Annotated in this window: 6 protein-coding genes and 1 rRNA gene; 4 read left to right on the top strand and 3 right to left on the bottom strand. The window is 66.4% G+C overall.

Annotated features, from left to right (window positions below; all coding sequences use genetic code 11):
* Positions 1 to 20: 20 nt before the first annotated feature.
* From rrf to LJE69_RS13485, 4 genes are all read left to right on the top strand, one after another.
* Positions 21 to 136: ribosomal RNA gene (gene rrf / locus LJE69_RS13500) — 5S ribosomal RNA — on the top strand.
* A gap of 1,052 nt (positions 137 to 1,188) precedes the next feature.
* Complete coding sequence (locus LJE69_RS13495; RefSeq protein WP_296925884.1) at positions 1,189 to 2,523, top strand: heterodisulfide reductase-related iron-sulfur binding cluster; 1,335 nt, start codon at positions 1,189 to 1,191, stop codon at positions 2,521 to 2,523.
* A 39-nt stretch (positions 2,524 to 2,562) separates the two neighbouring features.
* Positions 2,563 to 3,144: a DUF3501 family protein gene (locus LJE69_RS13490; protein ID WP_296925882.1), complete on the top strand. Its 582-nt coding sequence runs from the start codon at positions 2,563 to 2,565 to the stop codon at positions 3,142 to 3,144.
* Between the two features lie 191 nt (positions 3,145 to 3,335).
* Positions 3,336 to 4,121: an HAD-IIA family hydrolase gene (locus LJE69_RS13485; RefSeq protein WP_296925880.1), complete on the top strand. Its 786-nt coding sequence runs from the start codon at positions 3,336 to 3,338 to the stop codon at positions 4,119 to 4,121.
* Here LJE69_RS13485 and LJE69_RS13480 read toward each other — a convergent pair.
* The 3 genes from LJE69_RS13480 to LJE69_RS13470 all read right to left on the bottom strand — a co-directional run.
* Positions 4,118 to 5,263 (bottom strand): glycosyltransferase family 4 protein, encoded by a 1,146-nt coding sequence (locus tag LJE69_RS13480; protein ID WP_296925878.1) that lies wholly within the window; start codon positions 5,261 to 5,263, stop codon positions 4,118 to 4,120. The two genes, LJE69_RS13485 and LJE69_RS13480, sit on opposite strands and share 4 nt — an antisense overlap.
* A gap of 160 nt (positions 5,264 to 5,423) precedes the next feature.
* On the bottom strand, positions 5,424 to 7,181 hold the full coding sequence (locus LJE69_RS13475) for an asparagine synthase-related protein (protein ID WP_296925876.1): 1,758 nt from the start codon (positions 7,179 to 7,181) through the stop codon (positions 5,424 to 5,426).
* On the bottom strand, positions 7,178 to 7,415 hold a 238-nt coding region (locus LJE69_RS13470), incomplete at its 5' end, for a hypothetical protein (protein WP_296925874.1). The genes LJE69_RS13475 and LJE69_RS13470, both read right to left, overlap by 4 nt.

The following is a 7,415-nucleotide window of genomic DNA, read 5'->3' as shown; positions in this document are numbered from 1 at the left end:
GGCGCCGGAGCACCAGTTTTCCTGGCGGCAATAGAGCACTGGAACCACCTGAATCCATGCCGAACTCAGAAGTGAAACGGTGCATCGCCGATGATAGTGTGGGGCCTCCCCATGCGAAAGTAGGTCACCGCCAGGGTTTATGCCAAAAAGGCCGACGACTGTCGGCCTTTTTTTTTGCTCGGCGCACGGGTGCGCGAGTGGACCGCCGGGCGCAGCGCGCTTCGCGGCCCACGTCCCCATCGGTTTCAGCTTAGTTGGCGCCTCCACCTGCGCCAAGAGACCGCGCTGCCCAAGATGCTGCCGCCGCACAACCGGCCGCTGGCGGAACTCGGGGCCTAGGAAGGCAACGGCGAAGCGACGCTCCACAAATGGCGCCGTGACGCGCAAGACCAGGGCCGGCCGCTGCCCACGTCGCCACCGGCCCGAGGGCTGGGCCCGGCCCCTAAGGCGCTGAGTGAGGCCCAGCACCACCGCGGTCGCGCCAAGGCTCCGGTGGCGCCGGCGCTGCGCTGCCGCGGAGCCGTACCGCCGACGGTTTCTGCCGGGTCTGGTGTTGGAACATCACCTGCCTGCCGGGTCCCGTGCTGGGGACTTCTTCCACCCGTACCTGATTCTTGACCTGCACAGCCGCACGCTCCGGCTCAAGTATCGCCCTGCCTACCGATCCGGCGATCTCAATGACCTGGCCGAAGCCGGGGACTGCGTAGTGAACTTCGTGTGCTGCTACAACACCGAGCACCCGAGGTACGACCGGGGGCCAACTTCTCGACACTGCGCGCGCTTGAGGTAGGGCGGCAGCACGTTGACGTGGAAGACGATACTCCCGCCGCTGCGATCGCGCATTCAGGGCACACGTTCCGCTACCTCGCCGATGCCTGCTGGCTCGCCGCACGGGCTCCGTGCGCCTCCGCGGACCCTGCGCGGCGCTCGATGTGCCCTGTCTGGTGCGTCATCGGTGTTCTCCGTTTCGCTCTGCGGCAATGGAGACAACGGAAGATATCTCACCAACATCGGCACACAGAGGCGCGGGTGCGGCTTGCTATCCTTGCGGTCTATCGTACCGATACGTCGCTCCCATTGGCGGTTCAGGTGGCACTTGCACTAAGCTGATCAATGCTGTCAGCAACGTCTCGACAGAGTAGCATCCCTGGAGTGACAACGTCGCGTCTACGAACGAGGAGCCCAACCATGGCCACCACGCGCGAAGGCAGTCTGGAAGCGCCCATCCGCCATCCGATCGACTGGCATAGCCCTGATTTCTACGACGAGGATTCGCTGCACAAGGAACTGGAGCGGGTATTCGACATCTGTCATGGCTGCCGGCGCTGTGTGAGCCTCTGCCAAGCGTTCCCGACGCTGTTCGATCTGGTGGACGAGTCCGAGAGCATGGAGGTCGACGGCGTCGACAAGGCTGACTATGTCAAGGTGGTGGATCACTGCTACCTGTGCGATCTGTGCTACATGACCAAGTGCCCCTATGTGCCCCCGCACGAATGGAACCTGGACTTTCCGCATCTGATGTTGCGCGCCAAGGCAGTCAAATACCGAAAGGGCGAAGTCAAGGCTCGCGACAAACTGCTCACCAGCACGGACCTGGTGGGCTCATTGGCCGGCATACCCGTGGTCAATGGTCTCGTGAATGCGACATTAAAGAGTAATGCGGGTCGGGCGCTCGCGCAGTCGGTTCTCCAGGTGGACAAAACAGCACGGTTGCCCGAGTACCACAGCGACACTTTGCGCAAACGGCACAAGCACCTCATCGGGCGCAAGGCGCACGGAGAGCCGGCGGGGCCTACGACAGGCAAGGTGGCATTGTTCGCGACGTGCTACGGCAATTACAACGAGCCAGGAGTCAACGACGACCTCATTGCGGTGTTCGAGCACAACGGCATACCGGTGGCCTTGGCGCGCAAGGAGCAGTGTTGCGGCATGCCGAAGTTGGAACTGGGCGACCTTGACGCCGTGGACAAGGCGAAGCGGGCCAACATCCCGATCCTGAAGGCGTTGGTTGACGACGGTTGGGACATCGTCGCGCCAGTGCCGTCCTGCGTGCTCATGTTCAAGCAGGAACTCCCGCTGATGTATCCGGATGACACCGATGTGCGGGCGGTCCAGGAGGCGATATACGACCCCTTTGAATACCTCATGCTACGGCACAAGCACGGGAAACTGAACACGGAGTTCGTGAAGCCGCTGGGTAGGGTGGTCTACCAGGCTTCCTGCCACCAGCGGGTGCAGAACATCGGACAGAAGACCCGTGAGGCGCTCGCGCTGGTGCCGGACACGACCGTGGAGATCATCGAGCGCTGCTCGGGCCATGACGGCACCTACGCGGTCAAACAGGAATTCCACGCCGCATCCATGAAGATCGTTCGCCCGGTGGCCAACCGCGTCAAACAGTCAGACGCGGATCATTTCGGTAGCGACTGTCCCATGGCGGGCGCACACATCGCCCATGCACTTGGCGAGGACGGTCGCCAGCAGCACCCGCTGACGCTGCTGCGCATTGCCTACGGCCTCTGAGTCCACAACATCGCCGCAGAGCTTCCCCGGAGACAGATCATGCAAGCACTCACCCGCGAAGACCTGTTCAGCCTGGAACAATACGCCGAGCAGCGCCCCGACTTTCGTGCCAAGGTGATGGCCCACAAGCAGTCCAGACGGGTGCCGATTGGCGCCCATGCCGCTCTCTACTTCGAGGACCGCCTCACCATGCAGTACCAGATTCAGGAGATGCTGCGGGTGGAGCGCATCTTCGAACCCGCAGGTATCCAAGACGAATTGGACGCCTACAACCCGCTCATTCCGGATGGTGACAACTGGAAGGCGACTTTCATGATCGAGTTCGATGACGTGGACGAGCGGCGAGACGCGCTGGCACGCCTAATCGGCATCGAGGATGCGGTCTGGGTCCAGGTCGGCGACGGAGACAAAGTCTACGCCATCGCCGATGAAGACCTGGAGCGTGAGAACGACGATAAGACCTCGTCTGTGCACTTCCTCCGGTTCCAACTGCCGGCGGCCACTGTCGGTGCCGCCAAGGCCGGGGCGCCCGTGCGCATGGGCATTGACCATGCGCAGTATCGCTACGAGACCGTGTTGGATGACGCCCAGCGAGCGGCGCTCGTGGCGGATCTCGACTGAGGGCTGCCGTTCGCCGACGCCGGCGGGCCGGTCCCGCCGGGGTGCCGATGTCGGCGCCTGCGCGGGCAAGATCGCGCCATCGGCAACGAAGCCTCGGCATTACTGTTCACCCGGGATGTTTCCATCGGATGTCTCGATCCCGTGAGCCATTGTCTACTGCCAGTGCCCCGAGCGGCTCCCCGATCCGGGCGTTGCTTCTGGACATGGACGGCGTGCTCTTTCACGGCAGCACGCCGCTCCCTGGTGCTGCCGCGTTTCTGCGTCGAATCGCGCGCGTCCCGCACCTGTTCGTCACCAACAATCCGATTCGTACACCGGCGCAGGTGGCGACGCATCTGCACGCGATGGGGCTCGGCCGCCCGCGGGATGCACAGATACTTACCTCCGCTGAGGCTACCGCCCGCTGGCTGCACCGCGAGCGCCCGCGCTTTCACTTCTACGCCGTGGGGGCGGAAGGTCTGCACTTGGCCTTGCAGCAATACGGCGCCGTAGACCGGCAGCGCGCGGATTTCGTCGTCGTCGGTGAAGGACCGGGGCTCGACTTCGACAGCCTTACCACCGGCATCAACTTAATACTCAAGCGCGGTGCCCGGCTCGTCGTCACCAACCCCGATACCAGCGTTGACGACAGCCACGAGGGTGAGCACCGTGTGCTCCCCGGCGGCGGTGCGCTGGTAGCTCCGTTCGCTGCCGCATGCGGCGTGTCGCCGGTGGTGATCGGCAAGCCCGAGCCGGGTCTCTACGAGATGGCCTGCGAGCGGCTGGGGCTGGACGCGGCAGACTGTGTCATGGTCGGAGACCGGCCGGACACGGACATCGCCGGGGCGCACAGGGTAGGCATGCGCGCGGCGCTGGTGCGTACCGGTCGCTTTCGGCCGGGCGCGGCCTGGCCTGCCGGCGTACCGCGCCCGCACTGGGACGTCGATGATCTCCCCGCCCTCGAGCGCGCGTGGCACGGGCTGCTACCCGACGGCTAGCCGCCGCTGCGGCGCTCGTTGAGCAAATGCGCGTACAGGGCCTCGTAGCGGTCGGCGATAGCGCCGATCCGGTACTGGTCCACGGCCAGTTGCCGGCCTCGGGCCCCAAGTGCCGCGGACTCCCTGAGAACCCGCTGCAAGGCGGCCTCGAGCTCCGCGGCGTCGTCCACCGCGAAGGTCGCTCCATTGAATCCATCGCGAACCAACTCCCGCGAGCCTGACGCCTGGGCCACCAAACAGGGCAGCCCGCAGGCCATCGCCTCCAGCACCGTATTCGGCAGCCCCTCGCGCAGCGAGGGGAACAGGAGCAGGCTCGCCGCCTGGTAGTGGCGGGCGATGTCGGGCGAGAAGTCCCGCACGGTGATCAGCCGCGGATGCGCGCGTGCCAAGGCGTGGAGCTCGCTTTTCAGCGCCGCGCCATAGCTGTCCCGGCTGGTCGGGCCCACCGCCACCAAGTGCACGTCGGTGCCGAAGGCCCTGCGGGCGACCCACTCGCGCAGCAACCAGGCAATCCGTTTGCGTTCGTCGAAGACACCGACGAAGAGGGCGATGGGGCGCTCTGTAGGTAACCCGAGCGAGTCGGCGGCCGCCTTGCGCTCGGTTTCATCCACCGGGCTGAAGCGAGCCGTATCGACCCCGTTTGGAATGTGCCAGATGCGCTCGGTTGCGAGTCCTTTCTGTGCGAACTCGGCCTTCAAGTCTGCGCTGATTGCCACGTAGGCATCCACCAGCCGCAGAAAGCGCCGATGGACCGGCGCGATGGTCGAATGCGACAGGCTGGAGAGATCGTTCTGTGACAGGCTCGCCTTCACCAGCGTTGGCTTGCCCAGCAATCGGCCGAAGGGACCGAGGATGCTTTGCGTGTAGTAGGCGCCCTGTCCATGCAGGATGTCCACGGCATGGCGCCGCCGCCAGAGGTGCACCGCAAGGCTCTGCCAGACGCTGAATTCTTGGTGTCTGGCACGCACCCGCATGGCCAGGGCCGTGATCGGAAAGCCGTCCACGACATACTCCCGCCGTTTGCCGTTCCACGACAAGGTGGCGAACTCGACGTGGTGGCCGCGCGCGCGCAACTCGCCCGCCAGCAGGAACGCCTGCGCCGCAGCGCCGCTGTACTCCGGCGGCAGGTAGCGCGCGAACATGAGAATGCGAACGGGTTTCAAGGCTGTCCGGTACCGGCATCCAGCGGCGTCACTTTCCACCTAGTCGAACGATGGTACATGACTCGTCGCCGCGGCAGGAATGTCCCCCTGTGGTTTCCGCGGTCCAGGTCCGGCCCAGTGGTGGTCTGCAAGTGGTGACTCAAGCCAATAAGCCATGGCGTTGCAGCCAGGCGCCGAGCACGCTCAGCGCCCAGACCCGAAAGCGCTGTTGCCGTGAGCCGGCGAGATACGCGGTGACGGTGTCTCTGAGCGCCCGAGTGTCTGCGCAGCCGAGCCGGGCAAGCGTCGGCGTGTCCGCATGGGCGCGCAGCAGTGCGTAGTTGTCCGCCGCCAGCAGCGTATCGAACGGAAAGTCGAAGCCGTGCTTGGGCACGTCCCAGAGACTTCGCGGCAAGCGCTGCGCCAGGGCATGCTTCAATACCCGTTTGTGTACGCCATCCGCATAGCGCAGCCCCACCGGCAGCCGCCACACGTAATCCACCACCGGCGGATCGAAGAACGGGAAGCGCACCCGGAGCCCCGTCGCCGCGGCCGCCACGTGGATGCGGTCGTCCGGCAGGTTGCCCATCAGCGCGCTGAAGCGGGCCATGTGGTCGGCGTGCGCGAAGCTGCGGAACACGCGGTAAAATCGCGTCTCGGCAAGGCTCACGTGCCGGCCGCAAAGGCGCTCGATCTCGCGACGTGACCAGCCGCGCCAGCGCATCAGCACTTCCTCGGGGTCGCCGAAGTCGAGCAAGGGGCGATAGTCGCGAACTCGCGGCACGGCTGCCATGGCCCGCGCCAGGGCGCGGCGCAGCGCAAAGGGCACGCGGGCCGCGAATTGCACCGCGAGCCGTTGGTGTCGCGCCGGCATGATGCCGAGCAGCGTGTCGGCGCCCGTGCCGTCGAGCGCCGTGTCGGCCAGTTCCCGCGCCCGCTCGAACGCGAGCAGCGTCGGCGTTCCGGCGGGGTCCGCGAAGGGGTATTCGGCCGCCGCCAGGGTCTCGAAGGCGCGCCGATACTGCGCAGGCGAGAATCGCAGTACGTGGTGCGGCACCCCAAGCGCGTTAGCCACCCCCGCGGCAACATGGGACTCGTCGGCGGCAGCGTCGTCGAAGCCGACGGTGACGGCAGTGAGCGGCTTGCCGAGATCCGCGGCCAGAGCGCACAGGTAGGCCGAGTCCACACCGCCACTGAGGAACGCGACCAGCGCATCCGTATCCCGCGTGCGGACGGCGACGGCGGCGGCGAGGTGGGCGTCGAGCGTCGCCGCCGCCTCATCCAGCGTCGGTGGTGTGTCTTGTATCGGCCCGGCGCCGGCTGCGGGTGGTTGTAGCTGATGCAGGCCATGGCGGCCGTGCAGGCAAAGCACGCCCGGCTCGGTGCCGTGCACGCCGTCGTAGATCGTGTTCGGGCTGGAGACATCGAGAAACCGCAGGTACTCGTGCAGTCCGTGTGTCGACAGCCGCCGTGGCACCAGCGGGCAGTTCACCAGCAGGTCGAGGCGATCCGAGAACAGCAGCGCCCCGCTCGGCAGGCGATGGTAGTAAAGGGTCTGCGCACTGGAATCGTCCCGATACAGCGCCAGCTCGCGGCGCGCGTCATCCCAGAGCACCAGCGCGAACTGGCCCACCACGGACCAGACCCAGCCGTGCCCGGCGTGCCGGTAGGCGTCGAGCACCTGTGCGGGATCGAAGGGCTTGGACCTCGCGCTCTGTGGCACGAACCAATCCCCCAGCACCCAGGCGTGGACAGCGCCGCCGCACACCGCCCGCAGGCCGCCGACGGGGCTGCCGAAGCCCCACAGCGCAAAGCGGCCGGGCGGGTACTTCGGGGCGCCGCCGCGGGTCTCGGCGAAGTGCGCCAAGCGCGCCAGGTCGCCCGCGCCGAGGTCCTTGCCGCCGAGCAGACCGTTCACGGGTCTCTGCTCGGTGCCGGTTGCCCAAGCGCTGCCGGCAACAGCGTGCGCAGCCAGTAATAGAGCGGTCGCGGCGCCGGCGCGGTGCGCAGCGCGCGCAGGTACCAATGCCGGGCGCCCCGGGCATCGCCGAGGCGCTCGCGCAGGTCGCCGAGCAGGCAATACTCGTAGGCGAAGTAGCGGCGCATGCGCAGCCCGCGTCGGCGCAACTCGCCTCGGCGCCGCTGCCAGTGC

This window comes from Thiohalocapsa sp. (genome assembly GCF_022340605.1).
Classification (GTDB): domain Bacteria; phylum Pseudomonadota; class Gammaproteobacteria; order Chromatiales; family Chromatiaceae; genus Thiohalocapsa.
This window is presented reverse-complemented; position numbering and strand designations above follow the sequence as displayed.

Bases quoted from the DNA above. Each gene is read 5' to 3' on its own strand.
- LJE69_RS13495 (WP_296925884.1), top strand. From the start codon at position 1,189: ATGGCCACCACGCGCGAAGGCAGTCTGGAAGCGCCCATCCGCCATCCG.
- LJE69_RS13490 (WP_296925882.1), top strand. From the start codon at position 2,563: ATGCAAGCACTCACCCGCGAAGACCTGTTCAGCCTGGAACAATACGCC.
- LJE69_RS13480 (WP_296925878.1), bottom strand. From the start codon at position 5,263: ATGTTCGCGCGCTACCTGCCGCCGGAGTACAGCGGCGCTGCGGCGCAG.